Source organism: Pseudomonas syringae pv. tagetis (assembly GCF_022557255.1).
Taxonomy (GTDB): Bacteria; Pseudomonadota; Gammaproteobacteria; order Pseudomonadales; family Pseudomonadaceae; genus Aquipseudomonas; species Aquipseudomonas caricapapayae.
In genome coordinates this window covers 4,705,451-4,726,266 of record NZ_CP092923.1, presented here as the reverse complement: position 1 = coordinate 4,726,266, position 20,816 = coordinate 4,705,451, and the positions used below count along the sequence as shown (strand labels likewise).

The window sequence follows — 20,816 nt, the reverse complement described above, 5'->3', positions numbered from 1 at the left end:
GTGTCCCTGATCGTTTCCGACCGCTTCCGCATTGTTGTGGGGCTTGGCAAAAGTGGCATGTCCCTGGTTCGCTTTCTGGCGAACCGGGGCGTGTCCTTTGCCGTGGCCGACACGCGGGAGAATCCTCCTGAGCTGGCGACCCTGCGTCGCGACTATCCGCAGGTGGAAGTGCGTTGTGGCGAGCTGGACGTGGATTTTCTCTGCCGTGCCGACGAATTGTACGTCAGCCCCGGCCTGGCGCTGGCCACACCGGCCCTGCAGCAGGCACACGCGCGCGGCGTCAAATTGTCCGGTGACATCGAGCTGTTCGCGCGTTACGCGAAGGCACCGGTCGTCGCCATTACCGGTTCGAATGCGAAAAGTACGGTAACGACGCTGGTAGGCGAAATGGCTGTCGCTGCAGGCAAACGCGTTGCGGTAGGGGGCAACCTGGGTACTCCAGCGCTGGACCTGCTCAGCGACGATGTCGAACTGTACGTGATGGAGCTGTCCAGCTTTCAGCTCGAAACCACCGACCAGCTCAACGCTGAAGTGGCGACCGTGTTGAACATCAGCGAGGACCACATGGACCGCTACAGCGGTCTGCCTGCCTACCACCTGGCCAAGCACCGGATTTTCCGAGGTGCCCGGCAGGTGGTGGTCAATCGTCAGGATGCGCTGTCCCGTCCGCTGATTGGCGAAGGCCTGCCGTGCTGGACATTCGGTCTCAACAAGCCCGACTTCCACGGTTTCGGTCTGCGCGAAGAGAACGGCGAAAAGTACCTGGCGTTCCAGTTCGAAAACCTCATGCCGGTCAGTGAACTGAAAGTCCGGGGCGCGCACAATCAGGCCAATGCCCTTGCAGCGCTGGCGCTCGGGCACGCCGTGGGGCTGCCCTTCGATGCCATGCTCGCCAGCCTGCGTGAATTCACCGGGCTTGAGCATCGCTGCCAGTGGCTGCGAGAGCACCACGGCGTTCATTACTACAACGATTCCAAAGCCACCAACGTCGGTGCCGCACTGGCTGCCATCGAAGGCCTTGGTTCGGATATCGAAGGCAAGCTGGTTCTGATTGCCGGTGGCGATGGCAAAGGTGCCGACTTTAGTGCTTTGCGTGCGCCTGTTGCGGAGCATTGCCGCGCCGCAGTATTGCTGGGGCGCGATGCCGAACTGATCGCTCAGGCCTTGGGCGAAGCGGTTCCGCTGGTTCGTGTGGATACCGTACAGGCCGCTGTCGAGCACAGCGCCCGTCTGGCTCAACGCGGCGATGCCGTTCTGCTTTCCCCTGCATGCGCCAGTCTGGACATGTTCAAGAATTATGAAGAGCGCGGACACGTGTTCGCGCAGGCAGTGGAGTGCTTGTCATGATCTTCGGTGTGATCAAGCCTTATCCATCGCCACTGATCAGCGGACGCGGAATCGACCTCGACTTCCCGATGCTGGTCGGCTGTCTGGCGCTGCTCGGCCTGGGGTTGGTCATGATTACCTCCGCCTCGTCGGAAGTGGCCGCCGTGCAGTCTGGCAATACGCTGTACATGATGACGCGTCATCTGGTGTATCTGCTGATCGGCCTGGGTGCGTGCGGTGTGACCATGATGATCCCCGTCGCCACCTGGCAGCGTCTGGGCTGGATGATGCTGCTCGGTGCTTTCGGCCTGTTGCTGTTGGTGCTCGTGCCGGGCATTGGACGTGAGGTGAACGGTTCGATGCGCTGGATCGGGTTCGGCGCGTTCAACGTGCAGCCATCGGAAATTGCCAAGGTATTTGTGGTGATTTTCCTTGCCGGCTACCTGATTCGTCAGCAGCAGGAGGTTCGCGAAAGCTGGATGGGCTTCTTCAAGCCGTTCATCGTGCTGTTGCCGATGGCAGGTCTGCTGCTGATGGAGCCTGACTTCGGTGCGACCGTAGTGATGATGGGCTCGGCGGCCGCCATGTTGTTCCTTGGTGGCGTCGGTCTGTTCCGTTTCTCGTTGATGGTGGTTCTGGCTGTCGCTTCGGTCGTGGTTCTGGTCCAGGCCCAGCCTTACCGGATGGCGCGCCTGACCAACTTTACCGACCCATGGGCCGACCAGTTCGGTTCCGGCTACCAATTGACCCAGGCGCTGATCGCTTTCGGTCGTGGCGAATGGTTCGGCGTCGGGCTGGGCAATAGCGTGCAGAAACAGTTCTATCTGCCAGAAGCGCATACCGACTTCGTGTTTTCCGTGCTCGCGGAGGAGCTGGGTGTGATTGGTTCGTTGATCACCGTTGCGTTGTTTCTGTTCGTCAGTATCCGCGGGATGTACATCGGCATGTGGGCCGAGCGGGCCAAGCAGTTTTTCGGTGCCTATGTGGCTTACGGTCTTTCGTTTCTGTGGATTGGTCAGTTCCTGATCAATATCGGCGTGAACGTCGGTCTGTTGCCGACCAAGGGCCTGACCCTGCCATTCCTCAGCTATGGCGGCAGCTCGCTGGTGATCTGCTGTGCAAGCCTTGGCCTGTTGCTGCGCATCGAGTGGGAATCGCGCAACAACATGGGCAGTGAAGAAGCCGAGTTCAAGGAAAGCGACTTCGCCGAGGAGACGCCCCATGGACGCTAACGTGCTGATCATGGCGGGCGGTACTGGCGGGCACGTGTTCCCGGCGCTGGCTTGCGCACGCGAGTTCCAGGCACGCGGCTACAAGGTCCACTGGCTGGGTACGCCGCGCGGTATTGAAAACGAGCTGGTCCCGCAGGCCGGTCTGACGCTGCACCTGATCAATGTCACCGGTCTGCGCGGCAAAGGCCGTTTGTCGCTGCTCAAGGCACCGTTCATGTTGCTCAAGGCCTTGTTGCAGGCGCGCAAGGTCGTGCGTCAGGTGAAGCCGGTCTGCGTGGTTGGCTTCGGCGGCTATGTCACTGGTCCCGGCGGTCTGGCTGCGAAGCTCGCGGGTGTACCGTTGGTCATTCATGAGCAGAACGCTGTTGCCGGGACTGCCAACCGCAGTCTGGCCTCGTTTGCCAGTCGCGTGTGCGAGGCGTTCCCGAACACATTTGCGGTCTCGCCCAAGCGCCGCACCACCGGTAATCCGGTGCGTGTCGAACTGTTTCTCGAAACACCGCGTCAGGCACTGGCCGGACGCAAGGCTCGTCTCCTAGTACTGGGCGGCAGCCTGGGAGCAGAGCCATTGAACAAGTTGCTGCCCGAGGCGCTGTCTCAGTTGCCTCAGGACATCCAGCCCGAAGTGTTTCATCAGTCGGGCAAGAATCACGACGCAGTCACCGCCGAGCGCTATCGCAACGTGGGCGTCGAGGCGCAGGTTGCGCCGTTCATCCAGAACATGGCCCAAGCCTATGGCTGGGCCGATCTGGTGGTCTGTCGTGCAGGCGCATTGACCATCAGCGAACTGGCCGCCGCCGGTCTGCCGTCGTTGCTGATACCGCTGCCCCACGCGATTGATGACCATCAGTCACGTAATGCTGACTATCTGGCTCGCGAAGGCGCAGCCTTCGTCATGCCGCAAGCGACAACTGGCGCCGCCGAGATGGCAGCACGCCTGAAAGAGGTTTTGATGCAACCCGAACAATTGAACAGCATGGCCCGCACCGCACGCAGTCTGGCCAGGCCCGATGCAACCAACACTGTCGTCAACGTCTGCGTGGAGGTGGCTCATGGTTGAGAATCAACGCGCCATGCCACAACCTGAAATGCGTCGCATCCGTCGCATCCACTTCGTCGGTATCGGTGGCGTCGGCATGTGCGGGATTGCCGAGGTGTTGTTGAACCTGGGCTATGAAGTCTCGGGCTCCGATCTGAAGGGCTCGGCCGTGACCGAGCGCCTGGAATCGTTCGGCGCGCAGATTTTTGTCGGTCACCGCGCTGAAAACACCGTCGGTGCCGACGTACTGGTCGTGTCCAGCGCTGTGAATACCTCCAATCCTGAAGTCGCCACTGCGCTGGAACGACGTATTCCGGTGGTGCCTCGTGCCGAGATGCTTGCCGAGCTGATGCGCTACCGCCACGGTATCGCTGTAGCCGGTACGCATGGCAAGACCACTACCACCAGTCTGATCGCTTCGGTATTCGCTGCAGGCGGCCTGGACCCGACTTTCGTGATCGGCGGACGTCTGAACGCAGCGGGCACAAACGCCCAGTTGGGCACCAGCCGTTACCTGATTGCCGAAGCAGACGAAAGCGATGCCAGCTTCCTGCACCTGCAGCCTCTGGTCGCGGTAGTCACCAACATCGACGCCGATCATATGGCGACCTACGAAGGTGACTTCAACAAGCTGAAGAAGACCTTCGTCGAGTTCCTGCACAACCTGCCGTTCTACGGTTTGGCGGTGATGTGTATCGACGACCCGGTGGTGCGTGAAATTCTGCCATTGGTCAAGCGTCCGACGCTGACCTACGGTTTCAGCGAAACTGCCGACATACGTGCGATCAACGTGCGTCAGGACGGCATGCTGACCTTCTTTACCGTACTGCGCCGCGACCGCGAGCCGCTGGATGTGTCGGTAAACATGCCCGGCAACCATAACGTACTCAACTCGCTGGCGACGATCGCCATCGCTACCGACGAAGGCGTCAGCGACGAGGCGATCGTTCAGGGCCTGTCAGGGTTCCAGGGCGTCGGTCGTCGATTCCAGGTGTACGGCGAACTGCCGGTCGAAGGTGGCAACGTGATGCTGGTCGATGACTATGGTCATCACCCGCGTGAAGTCGCCGCTGTTATCAATGCCGTGCGCGGCGGCTGGCCTGATCGTCGTCTGGTGATGGTCTACCAGCCGCATCGTTTCAGTCGCACCCGCGATCTGTACGACGATTTCGTGCAGGTTCTGGCGGACGCCAACGTATTGTTGCTGATGGAAGTCTACCCGGCCGGTGAAGAGCCTATACCGGGTGCGGACAGCCGCAATCTGTGCCACAGCATTCGTCAGCGTGGTCAACTGGACCCCATCTATATCGAGCGTGGCGTTGAACTGGCGCCGCTGGTCAAACCGCTGTTGCGAGCTGGCGATATTCTGCTGTGCCAGGGCGCAGGCGACATTGGTGGCCTTGCACCGCAACTGCTGAAAAGCCCGCTATTCGTCGGTGCCAAAGTGGCCTCCACCGAAGGGAAGCTGAAATGACAGCCGCCCGGTCTTCCCTGCGCTCGACTCTCGAGCCGAAAAGCTTCGGCCGTGTCGCCGTGCTCTTCGGTGGCAAGAGTGCCGAACGGGAAGTTTCCCTGAACTCGGGTAATGCGGTGCTCAAGGCATTGCTCGATGCTGACGTGGATGCGTTCGGCATTGATGTGGGCGATGACTTTCTGCAGCGACTGGTCAGTGAAAAGATCGACCGTGCCTTCATTGTCCTGCACGGAAGGGGCGGCGAAGACGGCACCATGCAGGGCCTGCTGGAATGCCTGGAAATCCCTTATACCGGCAGTGGTGTACTGGCTTCCGCGCTGGCGATGGACAAGCTGCGCACCAAGCAGGTGTGGCAGAGTCTTGGCCTTGCGACGCCTTTGCATGCCGTTCCTGGAAACGAGAGCGATTGTATTTGCGCGGCGACGGAACTGGGCTTCCCTTTGATCGTCAAACCGGCCCATGAAGGTTCAAGTATCGGTATGGCAAAGGTGAACAGCGTCGATGAATTGATCGCCGCCTGGAAAGCCGCCAGTACCTACGACTCGCAAGTATTAGTTGAACAGTGGATTCAGGGACCTGAGTTCACTGTGGCGTCTCTGCGTGGCCAGGTGTTGCCTCCCATCGGCCTGGGCACTCCTCACAGTTTTTACGATTACGATGCCAAGTACCTGGCTTCCGATACTCAGTACCGGATTCCGTGCGGGCTTGGCGATGCGCAAGAACAGGAACTCAAAGACCTTGCAGCACGCGCTTGCGAAGCCATCGGCATTGCAGGGTGGGCGCGCACGGATGTCATGCAGGACGCACAAGGCAAGTTCTGGTTACTGGAAGTGAATACTGTGCCGGGCATGACCGATCACAGCCTGGTGCCCATGGCGGCACGCGCTGCGGGTCTGGATTTTCAACAACTGGTGTTGGCGATTCTCGCCGACAGCGTTCAGGCGAGAGGGTAAGGCATGTACGGCGCGTCGGCACGTCCTCAGCCACCTGCACCCGGTCGCAACAAGCCGGTGCCGCGTGGTGCCAGCCGAATGGTGGCCAAGGAGCCTCTGTCGGCGCGTCTGCCCAAGGCCAACTTCAGTTTTCTGAAGCGTCTGTTCTGGCCTGTGCTGTTGGTGATTCTGGGCTTTGGCACTTATGAGGCAGCACAGCGTCTGCTGCCGTATGCCGACCGCCCGATCACCCGCATCAATGTGCAGGGCGATTTGAGTTACATCAGCCAGCAGGCTGTGCAGCAGCGGATTGCGCCTTATGTGGCGTCGAGTTTTTTCAAGATCGATCTGGCCGGTATGCGCACCGAGCTCGAGCAGATGCCATGGATCGCCCACGCCGAGGTTCGTCGCGTATGGCCGGATCAGGTCGTGATTCGTCTTGAAGAGCAGTTGCCGGTTGCCCGTTGGGGCGATGAAGCGCTGTTGAATAACCAGGGGCAGGCTTTCACACCGCGTGAACTGTCCAATTACGAACATCTTCCCCAGTTGTTCGGCCCGCAGCGGGCCCAGCAACAGGTGATGCAGCAGTATCAGGTGTTGAGTCAGATGTTGCGCCCGCTGGGCTTCTCCATCGTGCGCTTGGAACTGCGCGAGCGCGGCAGCTGGTTCCTGACGACAGGTGCCGGTAGTGCTGGCCCGGGTATCGAATTGTTGCTTGGACGCGACCACCTCGTCGAAAAAATGCGCCGTTTCATCGCGATTTACGACAAAACGCTGAAAGAACAAATCACGAATATCGCGCGCGTCGACTTGCGTTACTCCAACGGCCTTGCGGTCGGTTGGCGCGAACAGGCAGCGCCGACGACGGAAAAACCCGCCGTCGCGAAGAATTGATAAGAGGCAGGACCATGGCAAACGTGCAAAGCGGCAAAATGATCGTCGGGCTGGATATCGGTACCTCCAAGGTGGTGGCACTGGTAGGCGAAGTCGCGGCCGATGGCTCGCTGGAAATCGTGGGTATCGGCACCCATCCCTCCCGCGGCCTGAAAAAGGGCGTGGTAGTGAACATCGAGTCGACCGTGCAGTCGATTCAGCGCGCAATCGAAGAAGCGCAGCTGATGGCGGGTTGCCGCATTCACTCGGCGTTCGTCGGCGTTGCCGGCAGCCATATCCGTAGCCTGAACTCGCACGGCATCGTGGCGATTCGTGATCGCGAAGTCAGTTCCGCAGACCTGGAGCGTGTACTCGATGCTGCTCAGGCGGTGGCCATTCCTGCCGACCAGCGCGTACTGCACACCCTGCCTCAGGATTACGTGATCGATAACCAGGAAGGCGTGCGTGAACCGCTCGGCATGTCCGGCGTGCGTCTGGAAGCCAAGGTCCACGTTGTGACCTGTGCAGTGAACGCAGCGCAGAACATCGAGAAGTGCGTACGTCGCTGTGGTCTGGAGGTCGACGACATCATTCTCGAACAACTGGCCTCGGCGTATTCCGTACTCACCGATGACGAGAAAGAGCTGGGCGTGTGCCTGGTGGATATCGGTGGTGGCACGACTGACATCGCGATCTTTACCGAAGGCGCTATTCGTCATACGGCAGTCATCCCCATTGCGGGTGATCAGGTGACCAACGACATAGCCATGGCGTTGCGTACCCCGACCCAGTACGCCGAAGAAATCAAGATTCGTTACGCCTGCGCGCTGGCCAAGCTGGCCGGTGCCGGTGAAACCATCAAAGTACCGAGCGTGGGCGACCGCCCACCTCGCGAGCTGTCGCGTCAGGCGTTGGCCGAAGTGGTAGAGCCTCGTTACGACGAGCTGTTCACCCTGATCCAGGCCGAGTTGCGTCGCAGCGGCTATGAAGATCTGATCCCGGCCGGCATCGTGCTGACCGGCGGTACAGCGAAAATGGAAGGTGCGGTCGAACTGGCCGAGGAAATCTTCCACATGCCGGTTCGCCTCGGCGTGCCGCACAGCGTCAAAGGGCTCGCTGATGTCGTGCGCAACCCGATCTACTCGACCGGCGTAGGCCTGTTGATGTACGGGCTGCAGAAACAGTCGGACGGCATCTCGCTGTCCGGGATCGTCGGCAACAGCAGTTACAGCGACGAAACCAAGGCACCGGTGCTTGAGCGGATCAAGCGCTGGGTGCAGGGCAATTTCTGAGTTTCAACGTTCAAACGTTTCACGGCGTCAGATTCAGGGCTTCAAAAGCAGTATCGGCAGGCAGTAGGCAAAACTAACTAGAAAGCGGAAGGAGAGAGAAAATGTTCGAACTCGTAGACAACGTCCCGCAAAGCCCGGTTATCAAAGTTATCGGTGTAGGCGGTGGTGGCGGAAACGCTGTCAATCACATGGTCAAGAGCAACATCGAAGGCGTGGAATTCATCTGCGCCAACACTGACGCTCAAGCGCTGAAAAACATTGGCGCGCGGACCATTCTGCAATTGGGTACCGGCGTGACCAAAGGCCTTGGCGCTGGCGCCAACCCTGAGGTCGGTCGTCAGGCCGCCCTGGAAGATCGTGAGCGCATTGCAGAAGTTCTGCAGGGCACCAACATGGTTTTCATCACCACTGGCATGGGCGGCGGTACCGGCACCGGTGCAGCACCGATCATCGCTGAAGTGGCCAAGGAAATGGGCATCCTCACGGTTGCTGTCGTGACCCGTCCATTCCCGTTCGAAGGCCGCAAGCGTATGCAGATCGCCGATGAAGGCATCCGCATGCTGTCCGAAAGCGTCGACTCGTTGATCACCATTCCCAACGAGAAGCTGCTGACCATCCTCGGTAAGGACGCCAGCCTGCTGTCGGCTTTCGCCAAGGCTGACGATGTACTGGCCGGTGCCGTTCGCGGTATCTCCGACATCATCAAGCGCCCGGGCATGATCAACGTCGACTTCGCCGACGTTCGTACCGTAATGAGCGAAATGGGCATGGCGATGATGGGCACTGGCTGCGCCAGCGGTCCGAACCGTGCACGCGAAGCGACCGAAGCGGCCATTCGCAATCCATTGCTCGAAGACGTCAACCTGCAGGGCGCTCGCGGCATCCTGGTCAACATTACTGCCGGTCCTGACCTGTCTCTGGGTGAGTACTCCGACGTGGGTAGCATCATCGAAGCGTTCGCTTCCGAGCACGCGATGGTCAAGGTCGGTACCGTTATCGATCCGGACATGCGTGACGAGTTGCACGTGACTGTGGTTGCCACCGGCCTGGGCGCGAAAATCGAGAAGCCGGTCAAGGTCATCGACAACACGCTGCAGACCACTCAGCAGGCTCCTGCACAGCAGGCGTCGCGCCAGGAAGCACCGTCGGTCAACTACCGCGATCTGGACCGTCCTACCGTGATGCGCAACCAGGCACACGCAGGCGCTACGGCCGCGGCGAAGATGAACCCTAACGATGATCTCGATTACCTGGACATCCCGGCTTTCCTGCGTCGTCAGGCCGATTGATGAAATGTATCAGGGGTATTAGGGTGATTGGTGTTCAGCAAAGGCATGGTCTGCTATCATCGCCAGCCTTTGTTGATACCAGTTCGCAACTTGCGCTGAAGCGGCCCATGCCATGATTAAACAACGCACCCTGAAAAATATTATCCGTGCCACAGGTGTAGGCCTGCACTCCGGGGAGAAGGTTTACCTGACCCTCAAGCCCGCACCTGTGAATACCGGCATTGTGTTTTGCCGAGCTGACCTTGACCCCGTCGTGCAGATTCCTGCGCGTGCGGAAAACGTCGGCGACACCACTCTGTCGACCACGCTGGTCAATGGTGATGTCAAAGTTGACACGGTAGAACACCTGCTCTCGGCCATGGCTGGCCTTGGCATCGATAACGCCTACGTCGAGCTCTCTGCCTCCGAAGTTCCTATCATGGACGGCAGCGCAGGCCCTTTCGTATTCCTGATTCAATCGGCTGGCCTGGAAGAACAGGACGCGCCGAAGAAGTTCATCCGTGTCCTGCGTGAAGTCACTGTGGAAGAGGGCGGTAAACGCGCTACTTTCGTGCCTTTCGAAGGGTTCAAGGTCAGTTTCGAGATCGATTTCGATCACCCCGTCTTCCGTGATCGCACCCAGAGTGCAAGCGTGGACTTTTCCAGCACTTCCTTCGTGAAGGAAGTCAGCCGTGCCCGGACCTTCGGGTTCATGAGTGACATCGAGTACCTGCGCAAGCACAACCTCGCACTCGGCGGCAGTGTGGAAAACGCCATCGTGGTCGACAAGGACGGCGTACTGAACGAAGACGGCCTGCGTTACGAGGACGAATTCGTCAAACACAAAATCCTCGACGCCATCGGTGATCTTTACCTGCTGGGCAACAGCCTGATCGGTGAGTTCCGTGGTTTCAAATCGGGGCATGCACTGAACAATCGTCTTCTGCGCACGTTGATCGAGCAGAAAGACGCCTGGGAAGTGGTGACTTTCGAGGATGCCAGTACGGCACCTATTTCTTACATGTGCCCTGTAGCGGCCGTGTAGGCAAGCTTTACTCTCTTTCCTTTTGTTCTTTGAAGGCTGCCCTCGGGTGGCCTTTTTTTATGGCGTTTACGTCGGAAATCAATGCTCGGCGGACATCGTGCGAGGATAGGGCCGAATTATTTTTTGTCTCTGGCATGGCTGGCCAGCCGCTCCAGTGCGGCACGCAGCTTGGGGTCGGTGATGCCATCGGCGGTGGCTTGAATGTTTTCTGCAGCAACTGTCGACAGGTCGATGGTGTGCGTGGCGGCTCCGCGCGGTGCCTCAGGGGGCTGCACCCTGAAGACGATGCGCATCAGGTTGACGAATTCGTCGAAAGCCATCAGTTGGCGGTGCAGGCGCTTTTGCTGATAGCGCAGGCGCGTAGCCCAGTGACCGTCCGTCACGATCAGCAACAAGGTGCCTTCGCGCCATGAGGCCACATGACAATGCTCGCGCGCCGCTGGCTGCAGCTGGCTTTCGAGCAGACGCTGCAAATGGCTCAGGCGTTCGGCGTGACGAAAGATGGCCTTCAGAGGCTTGGCTTCACGCAGCAAAACCGCGGGCGGGCGGGCGTTCAGAGGACGAAAGGCCATGGGAGAGTGCCTGGTGACAAGATGAACATCTTAACAGAAAGCGTTCTGACGGCTGCTTTTCAGGGCATTTCCGTGCTTTCATATGCAAATCAATGAGTAACTTCCCCGAATTACGGGTTGAAGTGCTTGAAAATGGCCCCATTGTAAACCTGCCCCATAACAGCGCTGTGCCAGCATCGTGGAATAACGCCACTTTCCTCACCATCGTTTCCGGGTAGAATGCTCGTTCGCATGCGGCCATCTGGGCTGCACGGGCGACTCACGGGGCCGCCCTCCATTCCTATGTGTGGAAGATCCTGTCGATATGTTTGCGCCTTTGTTGAAAAAACTTTTTGGAAGCAAGAACGAGCGTGAAGTCAAACGCATGCTCAAGACGGTACAGATCGTCAATGCCTTCGAAGAGCAAATGGTGGCCCTTTCGGACGAGCAATTGCGCGCCAAGACCGAAGAGTTCAAGGCCCGCATAGCCAAAGGCGAGACCCTCGATCAACTGCTGCCCGAAGCCTTTGCTGTCGCTCGTGAAGCGGGCAAGCGTGTCATGGGCATGCGCCACTTCGACGTTCAGTTGATCGGCGGCATGACCCTGCACGAAGGCCAGATCGCGGAAATGCGTACCGGTGAAGGTAAAACTCTGGTCGGTACGTTGGCTGTGTATCTCAATGCGCTGTCCGGCAAGGGCGTTCACGTGGTCACCGTGAATGACTACCTCGCTCGCCGCGATGCCAACTGGATGCGTCCGCTGTACGAGTTCCTCGGCCTGACCGTAGGTATCGTCACGCCATTCCAGCCGCCTGAAGAGAAACGCGCCGCTTACGCTGCCGACATCACTTACGGCACCAACAACGAATACGGTTTTGATTACCTGCGCGATAACATGGCGTTCAGCATGGACGACAAGTTCCAGCGTGAACTCAATTTTGCCGTGATCGACGAAGTCGACTCGATTCTGATCGACGAAGCGCGTACGCCGCTGATCATCTCGGGTCAGGCCGAAGACAGCTCCAAGCTGTACACCGAAATCAACCGCCTGATCCCCAAGCTCGAGCAACACATCGAGGAAGTGGAAGGCGAAGTCACCAAGCCGGGCCACTTCACCGTTGACGAGAAAACCCGTCAGGTCGAACTGAACGAAGCCGGTCACCAGTTCATCGAAGAAATGCTCACCGAAGTCGGTCTGCTGGCCGAGGGCGAAAGCCTGTACTCCGCGCATAATCTGGGGCTGCTGACTCACGTTTATGCCGGTCTGCGAGCGCACAAACTGTTCAACCGCAACGTCGAGTACATCGTTGCGGACGGCCAGGTTCTGCTGGTCGACGAGCACACCGGCCGCACCATGCCGGGCCGTCGTTTGTCCGAGGGCTTGCATCAGGCCATCGAAGCCAAGGAAAACCTGAACATTCAGGCCGAAAGCCAGACCCTGGCATCGACCACGTTCCAGAACTACTTCCGTCTGTACAACAAACTGTCCGGCATGACCGGTACAGCCGACACCGAAGCGTTTGAATTCCACCAGATCTACAACCTGGCCGTGATGGTCATTCCGCCGAACAAGCCGTTGGCGCGTAAAGACTTCAATGACCTCGTCTATCTGACGGCGGAAGAAAAGTACGCAGCCATCGTGACCGACATCAAGGCCTGCATTGCAGAAAACCGCCCGGTGCTGGTAGGTACGGCGACCATCGAAACTTCCGAGCACATGTCCAGTCTGCTCAAGAAGGAAGGTATCGATCACAAGGTTCTGAACGCCAAGTTCCACGAAAAAGAAGCAGAAATCATCGCGCAGGCCGGTCGTCCGGGTGCGTTGACCATTGCGACCAACATGGCCGGTCGCGGTACCGACATCCTGTTGGGCGGTAACTGGGAAGTCGAAGTTGCCAATCTGGAAGACCCGACGCCCGAGCAGATCGCACAGATCAAGGCTGACTGGCAAAAACGCCATCAGCAGGTAATCGAAGCGGGTGGCCTGCACGTCATTGCTTCCGAGCGTCACGAATCGCGTCGTATCGACAACCAGTTGCGTGGTCGTGCCGGCCGTCAGGGTGACACCGGCTCCAGCCGCTTCTACCTGTCGCTTGAAGACAGCCTCATGCGCATTTTCGCTTCCGACCGGGTGAAGAATTTCATGAAGGCGCTGGGCATGCAGTCCGGTGAGGCCATCGAACACCGCATGGTGACCAACGCCATCGAAAAAGCGCAGCGCAAGGTGGAAGGCCGTAACTTCGACATCCGCAAGCAGTTGCTCGAGTTCGATGACGTGGCCAACGAGCAGCGTAAAGTGATTTATCACATGCGTAACACGTTGCTGGCTGCCGAGAACATCGGCGAGACCATCGCAGACTTCCGTGAAGAAGTGCTCAACAACCTCATCAGTCAGCATATTCCGCCACAGTCCCTGCCAGAGCAGTGGAATGTTGCCGGTCTGGAAGCTGCGTTGAACACCGACTTCGCGGTCAAGCTGCCCGTCCAGCAGTGGCTGGACGAAGACGATAACCTGCACGAAGACAGCCTGCGTGAAAAAATCATGGCGCAGCTGCTGGTGGCATACAACGAGAAGGAAGATCAGGCCAGCGCCGAAGCCCTGCGTTCCTTCGAGAAGCAGATCCTTCTGCGCGTGCTGGACGACCTCTGGAAAGATCACCTGTCGACCATGGACCACCTGCGTCACGGTATTCACTTGCGCGGCTATGCACAGAAGAATCCGAAGCAGGAATACAAGCGCGAATCCTTTACGCTGTTCCAGGAACTGCTGGATTCGATCAAGCGCGACACCATCCGTGTACTCTCGCACGTTCAGGTTCGCCGCGAAGATCCAGAGGAAGAAGAAGCACGCCTGCGTCAGGAAGCCGAAGAGCTGGCCAGTCGCATGCAGTTCGAGCACGCTCCTGCGCCGGGTATCGAGCAGCCGTTGCTGGACGAAGAGGGTGGCGAGGCACCTGTAGCCGTCGCCGCCGAGCCGGTCCGCAACGACCAGAAACTGGGTCGCAACGAGCTGTGCTGGTGTGGTTCGGGCAAGAAATTCAAGCACTGTCACGGCCAGATCAACTAAGCCTCTGACTGTGTAATACCTGCGCCGCGACCGGCTTGCCCGTCGCGGCGTTTTTTCATTGATAGCCGTACCGTTGCGGACGGCACCACACTCCTTGAGGAGCACCCCGATGGCTGTTGGTCTTGGTCCTTTGCCTGCGTTGCACCCGGTTCCCGGTTTTGAACTTGGCATTTCTTCTGCCGGCATCAAACGCCCGGGGCGCAAGGATATCGTGGTCATGCGCTGTGCCGAAGGCTCCAGCGTTGCCGGTGTATTCACCTTGAATGCGTTCTGCGCCGCACCGGTCATTCTGGCCAGACAGCGTGTGCAGGGCACCGTGCGTTACTTGCTGACTAACACCGGCAACGCCAACGCGGGCACAGGTGAACCAGGTCTGATTGCTGCACGGCGCACCTGCGAAAAGCTGGCGCAACTGACCGGCGTCGATGCATCGGCGGTGCTGCCGTACTCAACGGGTGTGATCGGCGAACCGTTGCCTGTGGAAAAGATCGAGGGCGCTCTGCAAGCCGCGCTGGATGACCTCTCTGTGGATAACTGGGCCGCAGCGGCGACCGGGATCATGACCACCGACACCCTGCCCAAGGGTGCCAGCCGTCAATTCACCCATGATGGCGTGACCATCACCGTGACCGGTATCAGCAAGGGTGCTGGAATGATTCGCCCGAACATGGCGACCATGCTTGGCTATATCGCCACCGACGCCAAGGTGTCGCAGAGCGTGCTGCAGGACCTGATCCGTGACGGCGCCAACAAGTCGTTCAACCGCATCACCATCGACGGCGATACCTCGACCAACGATTGCTGCATGCTGATCGCCACCGGTCAGGCTGATCTGCCCGAGATCACCGAGACCCAAGGCCCATTGTTCGAGGCGTTGAAGAAAGCCGTCTTCGACGTGTGCATGGAAGTCGCTCAGGCCATCGTGCGTGATGGTGAAGGTGCGACCAAATTCGTGACAGTAGAAGTCAACGGTGGCGGCAATCACCAGGAATGCCTGGACGTCGGTTATGCCGTGGCCCACTCGCCACTGATCAAGACTGCGCTGTTTGCGTCCGATCCGAACTGGGGGCGCATTCTGGCTGCTGTCGGCCGTGCGGGCGTTCCGGACCTGGACGTGAGCAAGATCGACGTATTCCTGGGCGGTGTATGCATCGCCAGCCAGGGTTGCCGTGCCACGACCTATACCGAAGAGCAGGGCTCTGCAGTCATGGCCGAAGAAGAGATCACCATTCGTATCGAGTTGGGTCGCGGCGATTGCAGCGAAACAATCTGGACCACTGATCTCTCTCACGAATACGTGAAGATCAACGCGGAATATCGCACCTGATTCAATCCCCGGTGCGGGGTCATCCTGCCCTCGCGCCGGGCTCAATGGAGCTGAACCATGAGCCTGCATCTGATTATCGGCGACAAACGCTACTCATCCTGGTCGCTGCGCCCCTGGCTTGTACTGGAAATGACCGGTGCACCGTTCACTGATCAGGTCATTCGTCTGAACCAGCCTGATACCCGCGAGAACATTCTCAAATATTCGCCGACCGGCAAGGTTCCTGCGTTGCAGTGCGAGCACGGTACGATCATCGATTCGCTGGCCATTTGCGAGTATCTGGTCGAACGCTTCCCGGACGTCGAATTGTGGCCACGCGACATCGCTGCTCGCGCCCAGGCGCGTTCTGCGTGTGCGCAGATGCACAGTGGTTTCGTCAGCCTGCGCTCTAACATGCCGATGGACTTGCGCCAGGATCAGGCACTGGAAGTGATTCCGGTCGATACCCAGAACGACATCGACCGTATTGTCGAGCTGTGGGCCGAGTGCCGCGCTCGCGCTGCCGAAAGCGGTCCGTTTCTGTTTGGCAAGCCGAGCATTACTGATGCGTTCTTCGCGCCGGTGGCGATTCGTTTGCGCAGCTATCGCGTTCAGTTGCCGGAAGAGGCGCTGGCCTATATCGAAACCATCTACCAATGGCCTGCCTTCAAGCGCTGGCAGCAGGCCGGTCTGCAGGAGTCTTGATTGTGAAACGAGTTCATGTGGCCGCCGCCGTCATTCGTGGCGCTGACGGCAGCGTATTGATTGCCCGACGTGCCGACACTCAGCACCAAGGCGGCCTCTGGGAGTTTCCTGGTGGCAAGGTCGAAGAGGGTGAGACCGTCCAGGCTGCACTCGCACGTGAACTGCAGGAAGAGTTGGGGATCCTGGTCACGGCCGCGCGTCCGTTGATCAAGGTCTGCCACGATTATCCGGACAAGCAGGTGCTGCTGGATGTCTGGGAGGTCTCGGCCTTTACCGGCGAGCCGCACGGCGCAGAAGGGCAGCCGCTGGTCTGGGCTGCTCCGCGTGACCTGGTCAATTATGACTTTCCGGCCGCCAACCAGCCTATCGTCGCGGCAGCCCGGCTGCCCGGCGAATACCTGATCACCCCTGAAGGGCTGGACAACATCGAGCTGTTGCGCGGAATGCAGAAGGCCATTGCAGGCGGCATCAAGCTGGTGCAGTTGCGAGCGCCGGGTGGTTATGACCCGAAGTATCGCGATCTGGCAGTGGATGCGGCCGGACTGTGTGCGGGCAAGGCGCAGCTTATGCTCAAGGGACCTCTGGAGTGGTTGGGCGACTTCCCGTCCGCTGGCTGGCACCTGACGGCCGAGCAACTGCGCAAGTATGCCAGCCGCGGCCGTCCGTTCCCTGAGAACCGCTGGCTGGCGGCCTCCTGTCATAACGCCGAGGAGCTGGCCCTGGCCGAACAAATGGGCGTGGATTTCGTCACCCTGTCACCCGTTCAAGCAACCCTGACTCATCCCGATGCGCAGCCGCTGGGCTGGGAGCAGGCAACGCAGCTGATCGCAGGCTTCAACAAGCCGGTATTTCTGTTGGGCGGCGTGGGCCCCACCGAGCGTCGACAAGCCTGGGAAAGCGGTGCACAAGGCGTGGCCGGGATTCGCGCGTTCTGGCCTGACGAGGTCGTCTGAGTCGTACAAGCGTCGCACAATAGTTGGGATATCGTTCCTCACGCTTCAGCGCGGGAATACCCTTCGCGACGCTCCGCGTCATACACCTGCGCAGCGCCGCTGTTTCGCATGCCAATCAAACCGGTTTGGGCGCGGGCTCCCAGAGTATTTCGGCGATGCCCTGTCTTCTGGCGATCAATCTTGCAGCGACGAACAGCAAGTCCGACAGCCTGTTGATGTAAGCCAGCCCTGCGCCTTCAAGCGGCTCGACTGCATTCAGATGCTGACAGCGGCGTTCTGCACTGCGGGCCAGGCTGCGGCAGATGTGAGCTTGAGCGATCAGCGTCGAGCCACCGGGTAGGATGAAGTTTTCCAGCGGCCCCAACTCTTCGTTCCATACATCAATCGCCGCTTCGAGGCGCTCGACCTCGGTGCTGTTGAGCGCCTTGTAAGTCGGCATTGCCAGCTCACCTCCAAGATCGAACAGTCGGTGCTGGCAAGGTGCGAGTACCTTGATCACCTCATCAAGGGCCGGCACGCGTTGAGCCTCATCGATCAGCCCCGCCAGCAACAGCCCGAGCTGGCTGTTGAGCGTATCGACCTCACCGATGGCCTCGACGCGCGGATGGTCCTTGGACACCCGCCTGCCGTCGCCCAGGCCGGTTTCCCCGGCGTCGCCGGTGCGTGTGTAGATCTTCGACAAACGAAAGCCCATTGATACGGTTCCTGATCAAGACTTGGAAATAACCTGCTGCTGAACGCTCACCTGGTTGGCCACCAGTGGCAAACGCAGCGTAAAGCAGGTGCCTGTGCCAAGAGAGGACTGCACCTCCATCTGGCCCTTGTGGTTGTTGGTGACAATAAAGTACGACACCGACAGACCCAGTCCGGTGCCCTGGCCTATTTCCTTGGTAGTAAAGAACGGCTCGAATGTACGCTTGCGAACATTTTCGGACATGCCGATGCCGTTGTCCTCGACCTGGATCTCGGCCCATGGCGGATTGAGGCGGGTACGCAGAACGATACGCCCCGGCTCTTCGCCTTCCGGACGCTGGTGAATGGCCTGAGCGGCATTTTTCAGCAGGTTCAGCAGCACTTGCTCCAGTTCGTTGGCGATGCATGGCACCGGACCCAGCTCCGGGTCGAACTGGCGAATGATGTGCTGGCCTTTGAAGTCGAAACCGACGGTCAGGTCGAAATCGTTGCTGGCAATTTCCACTGCCTGATCGATCAAGGCGGGCAAGTCGCAGGGTGACAGTTGACGACTGCTCAAACGGCTGAAATTGAGCATGTGGCTGACAATCTTCGCCGCCCTGGCACCGGCCTGCTGGATGCCGTCCAGCAGTTTCGGCACTTCGCGGCTATCCAGGTAATGATTGACCTGCGCCAGGTCGATACCGTCGGCCTCGGCCTGTTCTACGTTCTTCGGCAGTTCCGGTGACAAGCGCCGACGAATGTTCTGCACGTTATGCAGAATGGCACCCAGCGGGTTGTTGATCTCGTGGGCCATGCCCGCTGCCAGACCGCCGACAGACAACATTTTTTCCGACTGCACCATCATTTCTTCCAGCGATATGCGCTGGGTGATGTCATCGATGCGGATCACCACGCCGCGCCCGGCATCCCCGGTCAACGGGTAGAACGTCAGCGCATAGTGGCGCGACTCGTCGTTCTTGATCCAGGTCACGCGCTCGATCTTGGTCACACTGTGGCGCTCGACAGTGTGCCTGATCTGCGGCAGAAACGAGCGCATCGGTTCGAAGGCCAGGAAGATCGGCTGGTTCAGCGCTTCGTCCAGCGTCGTTCCGGACAGCGCTGTAGCCTCCTGATTCCACTGCGTGACGTACAGCTGTTCGTCCAGCGCAATCATCGCCGAGGGCATCGAATCAATGATGCTGTTGAGGTAGTTCTGAAAGCCGGTGAGCTTCTTCTCGATCTTGCTGCGCACCTGGACTTCAAGCTCCAGCTTGCGGTTGGTATGGCGGGTTTCCTCGGCCAGCCCCTGCGCCTGATCGTAGGCTTCCTGGGAATCATCCCGGGCGCGCTTGAGTTGCTGCTCACGCGCCTCGATACGCGACAGCATGGTGTTGAAGGCCTCGGCCAGACTGCCGATTTCATCCTCGTTGCCAGGCTCTGCGCGCAGGGCGTAGTTTTCTTCGCGGGTCACCTGCCGGGACAGTTCTTCCAGCTGGTAGATGGGCTCGGTGATCAAACGCCGGATTTGCCGCGCCACCACCAGCCACAGCAACACGCTGAACACCAGAATGCCCAGGCTGGCAGTCAGCGTACCGGTGTAGAACGCGGGAGGCAGCTCGCTGCTGGCAACCAGCAACAGGTGCCCTGGCGGTTCGTCGCCCTTGGGCACAGTGATGACCTGCGTGCTGCGAAACTCGGTCAGCCGCCAGCTGTCGAGGTCCTTGTAGTGCCTGGGCAACTGGAGGCTCTCGCCCTGTTGCATCTGTTCGAGCCGTTCCCCGTCATTGTCGTATATGGCTGCTGCACGTAACGGGCCGTAGCTTTTAAGTTCCTTGAGCAACGCGCGGGCGTCGGCCGGCGAGTACAAGGATCGCTCGTTGAGGTTGGCGCTGCTGATCAGGCGGCCGATGGTCTGCAGGGCCTGCGGAGCCATCGCCTCCTGCGAGATGTAATAAGCCGCGCTGATGAAGGTCAGGTTGGCGACCAGCAGCACGGTGGTCATCAGGACCAGCAGGGCGGCCAGCAGTTTTTGACCTACCGGCAGGTTTTCCAGGCGTTGGCGCAAAGGCATTGTGCAAGTCGCAGTGACGTGTGATGCCAGCAGGGTAGCGCGGGCTAGTCCGTACGCAAACCCTTGCGTGCCAAGTGTGCTGTCAGGCGCGACTGCAATTGTTGCAGGTGAGGTGCCGGACAGCGATGACGTGTCGCTGCTGCACACGCGTAACCCAGCAGGTAGCTGATTTCGGTTCGCCTGCCGTGGAGCACATCCTGATACATGGATGAGTAGTTGGCGGCTGTCGCGTGGATGACGCGCAGCACTTCATCATATAGCCCCTGCGCAGCGGCAGGCTGACCGCAGCAGGTCAGAAGGTCGGTCAGCTCGGCGCAAAGCGTGGCGACCTCGCAGACGTGCTCCAGCAGGCCACCGTTACGGCAATCGTGCAGCACCGTCAGCGGATTGATCGCGCAGTTGAGCGCCAGCTTGCGCCACAGGCGCGTCAGGATGTCCGGCGTCCATTCGTGGGGAATGCCGCTGCCGTGCAAGTCTTGCAGCAGCGCGGGGGCTTGCGGGTTCGATACATCACCCAGCCAGGTGAAGCCGTGGCCGGCAAACCTGACACGCCAGTCCGACTCCAGAAATGCGCCCTCGGTGCTGGAGGCAAACAGGCAGCGGGCGAGGGGAACATGTGCTGCCACAGCGTCCTGGCTGCCCAGGCCGTTCTGTAACAGGATGACGTCGGCATGTGCCGCCAGCCGCGGAGACAGTTGCGCAACAGCGTGTTCAGCGTCGTAGGCCTTGCAGGTGACCAGCAGACGCTCGATGGGCTGCCGATGTTCGGCGGTCTGTGCTTCGACTGAGTACATATGGGCTGTATCGTTTTCGACCAGCGTCACGCGACCGCCGCTGGCGTTGTATGCAGCCAGCCGATCGGCGTTGCGAAGAATCAGCCGCACTGGCAGACCCGTGCGTGCCAGCCGCGCCGCCCAAAGACAGCCAAGACTGCCCGCACCGAGGACATGCCATATCGCCTTCATCTGTGAGGCACGTTGAGGCGCTGGAGCGGTCTTCTGAAAGTG

At 59.6% G+C, this 20,816-nt stretch carries 17 protein-coding genes; 13 read left to right on the top strand and 4 right to left on the bottom strand.

Going from position 1 to position 20,816, the window contains the following annotated elements; translation table 11 throughout:
* The 9 genes from murD (at position 1) to lpxC (ending at position 10,481) form a co-directional block, all read left to right on the top strand.
* Positions 1 to 1,347 (top strand): UDP-N-acetylmuramoyl-L-alanine--D-glutamate ligase, encoded by a 1,347-nt coding sequence (gene murD, locus MME58_RS20975; RefSeq protein WP_054986664.1) that lies wholly within the window; start codon positions 1 to 3, stop codon positions 1,345 to 1,347.
* Positions 1,344 to 2,558: a putative lipid II flippase FtsW gene (ftsW, locus tag MME58_RS20970; RefSeq protein ID WP_055006907.1), complete on the top strand. Its 1,215-nt coding sequence runs from the start codon at positions 1,344 to 1,346 to the stop codon at positions 2,556 to 2,558. Before murD ends, ftsW begins: the two co-directional genes overlap by 4 nt.
* Positions 2,548 to 3,618, top strand: coding sequence for an undecaprenyldiphospho-muramoylpentapeptide beta-N-acetylglucosaminyltransferase (murG, locus tag MME58_RS20965; RefSeq protein ID WP_055006908.1), 1,071 nt, complete (start codon positions 2,548 to 2,550; stop codon positions 3,616 to 3,618). Before ftsW ends, murG begins: the two co-directional genes overlap by 11 nt.
* On the top strand, positions 3,611 to 5,071 hold the full coding sequence (gene murC / locus MME58_RS20960) for a UDP-N-acetylmuramate--L-alanine ligase (protein ID WP_055006909.1): 1,461 nt from the start codon (positions 3,611 to 3,613) through the stop codon (positions 5,069 to 5,071). The genes murG and murC overlap by 8 nt, the downstream gene beginning before the upstream one ends.
* Positions 5,068 to 6,024, top strand: coding sequence for a D-alanine--D-alanine ligase (locus MME58_RS20955; RefSeq protein WP_055006910.1), 957 nt, complete (start codon positions 5,068 to 5,070; stop codon positions 6,022 to 6,024). The genes murC and MME58_RS20955 overlap by 4 nt, the downstream gene beginning before the upstream one ends.
* Before the next feature lie 3 nt (positions 6,025 to 6,027).
* On the top strand, positions 6,028 to 6,897 hold the full coding sequence (locus MME58_RS20950) for a cell division protein FtsQ/DivIB (protein WP_054986229.1): 870 nt from the start codon (positions 6,028 to 6,030) through the stop codon (positions 6,895 to 6,897).
* Between the two features lie 14 nt (positions 6,898 to 6,911).
* Positions 6,912 to 8,168, top strand: coding sequence for a cell division protein FtsA (gene ftsA / locus MME58_RS20945; RefSeq protein ID WP_003364017.1), 1,257 nt, complete (start codon positions 6,912 to 6,914; stop codon positions 8,166 to 8,168).
* Positions 8,169 to 8,269: 101 nt separating this feature from the next.
* Entirely contained in the window at positions 8,270 to 9,457 is a 1,188-nt protein-coding gene (gene ftsZ, locus MME58_RS20940) for a cell division protein FtsZ (protein ID WP_002555041.1), read from the top strand.
* A 112-nt stretch (positions 9,458 to 9,569) separates the two neighbouring features.
* Positions 9,570 to 10,481, top strand: a complete 912-nt coding sequence (gene lpxC, locus MME58_RS20935; protein ID WP_054986228.1) for a UDP-3-O-acyl-N-acetylglucosamine deacetylase — start codon at positions 9,570 to 9,572, stop codon at positions 10,479 to 10,481.
* Positions 10,482 to 10,597: 116 nt separating this feature from the next.
* On the opposite strand, the gene MME58_RS20930 is transcribed toward lpxC, so the two are convergent.
* Entirely contained in the window at positions 10,598 to 11,053 is a 456-nt protein-coding gene (locus tag MME58_RS20930; RefSeq protein ID WP_054986227.1) for a DUF721 domain-containing protein, read from the bottom strand.
* A gap of 304 nt (positions 11,054 to 11,357) precedes the next feature.
* Between MME58_RS20930 and secA the strand changes: the two genes are divergently transcribed.
* The 4 genes from secA (at position 11,358) to MME58_RS20910 (ending at position 17,063) form a co-directional block, all read left to right on the top strand.
* A complete protein-coding gene (secA, locus tag MME58_RS20925; protein ID WP_055006911.1) occupies positions 11,358 to 14,099 on the top strand; it encodes a preprotein translocase subunit SecA in 2,742 nt (913 codons plus the stop codon).
* Positions 14,100 to 14,208: 109 nt separating this feature from the next.
* Positions 14,209 to 15,426, top strand: a complete 1,218-nt coding sequence (argJ, locus tag MME58_RS20920) for a bifunctional glutamate N-acetyltransferase/amino-acid acetyltransferase ArgJ (protein WP_054986225.1) — start codon at positions 14,209 to 14,211, stop codon at positions 15,424 to 15,426.
* A 57-nt stretch (positions 15,427 to 15,483) separates the two neighbouring features.
* Positions 15,484 to 16,110: a glutathione S-transferase family protein gene (locus MME58_RS20915; protein ID WP_054986224.1), complete on the top strand. Its 627-nt coding sequence runs from the start codon at positions 15,484 to 15,486 to the stop codon at positions 16,108 to 16,110.
* A 2-nt stretch (positions 16,111 to 16,112) separates the two neighbouring features.
* Positions 16,113 to 17,063: a Nudix family hydrolase gene (locus tag MME58_RS20910; RefSeq protein WP_055006912.1), complete on the top strand. Its 951-nt coding sequence runs from the start codon at positions 16,113 to 16,115 to the stop codon at positions 17,061 to 17,063.
* 115 nt (positions 17,064 to 17,178) lie between these two features.
* Here the strand turns inward: MME58_RS20910 and MME58_RS20905 are convergent, their stop codons facing one another.
* The 3 genes from MME58_RS20905 to MME58_RS20895 are packed head-to-tail and all read right to left on the bottom strand — an operon-like array spanning position 17,179 to position 20,774.
* The gene (locus MME58_RS20905) at positions 17,179 to 17,757 is read right to left on the bottom strand and encodes a cob(I)yrinic acid a,c-diamide adenosyltransferase (protein ID WP_054986222.1); all 579 of its coding nucleotides are present in this window, start codon (positions 17,755 to 17,757) and stop codon (positions 17,179 to 17,181) included.
* A 15-nt stretch (positions 17,758 to 17,772) separates the two neighbouring features.
* Positions 17,773 to 19,809 carry a sensor histidine kinase gene (locus MME58_RS20900; RefSeq protein WP_054986221.1) on the bottom strand — a complete coding sequence of 679 codons (2,037 nt, stop codon included), beginning with the start codon at positions 19,807 to 19,809 and terminating at the stop codon, positions 17,773 to 17,775.
* Between the two features lie 44 nt (positions 19,810 to 19,853).
* The gene (locus MME58_RS20895) at positions 19,854 to 20,774 is read right to left on the bottom strand and encodes a putative 2-dehydropantoate 2-reductase (protein WP_054986220.1); all 921 of its coding nucleotides are present in this window, start codon (positions 20,772 to 20,774) and stop codon (positions 19,854 to 19,856) included.
* Positions 20,775 to 20,816 lie beyond the last annotated feature (42 nt).